Source organism: Arhodomonas sp. KWT (genome assembly GCF_010993615.1).
This window is the reverse complement of the sequence record NZ_WNXE01001161.1, coordinates 1-504: the sequence shown is the minus strand read 5'-3', so window position 1 is coordinate 504 and position 504 is coordinate 1. Positions and strand designations below refer to the sequence as shown.

Genomic DNA, 504 nt, shown 5'->3' with positions numbered 1-504 from the left:
GACGGCGGCCTGGTCGGCCAGTTCTACACCGACCTCTACGCCCGCGCCCACAAGCGCGGCGGCGCGTGGATGGACGTGTGCCGCTCGCGCAACGCCCTCGCCGACGCGGTCCAGGTGCCGGTGGCCTACCTCACCTGCAACTTCACCCCGCCGGTGGGAGGCGCCGAGGCACTGCTCACCCACGACGAGGTCCAGACCCTGTTCCACGAGTTCGGCCACGGCCTGCACCACATGCTCACCCGCGTGGGCGTGCCCAGCGTCGCCGGCATCTCCGGCGTGCCGTGGGACGCCGTGGAACTGCCGAGCCAGTTCATGGAGAACTGGACCTGGGAGCGCGAGGCCCTGGACGCCTTCGCCCGCCATCACGAGACCGGCGAGCCCCTGCCGGAATCGCTGTTCGGGCGCATGCGCGCGGCACGGACGTTCCAGTCCGCCATGCAGATGGTCCGCCAGCTCGAGTTCTCGCTGTTCGACATGCGGCTGCACGCGGAATACGACCCGGAC

Annotated in this window: 1 protein-coding gene; it reads left to right on the top strand. The window is 70.6% G+C overall.

Translation table 11 applies throughout. The features are described from left to right. The coding region (locus G7A99_RS24735) for a M3 family metallopeptidase (RefSeq protein ID WP_163144730.1) at window positions 1-504 on the top strand (504 nt) is incomplete at both ends.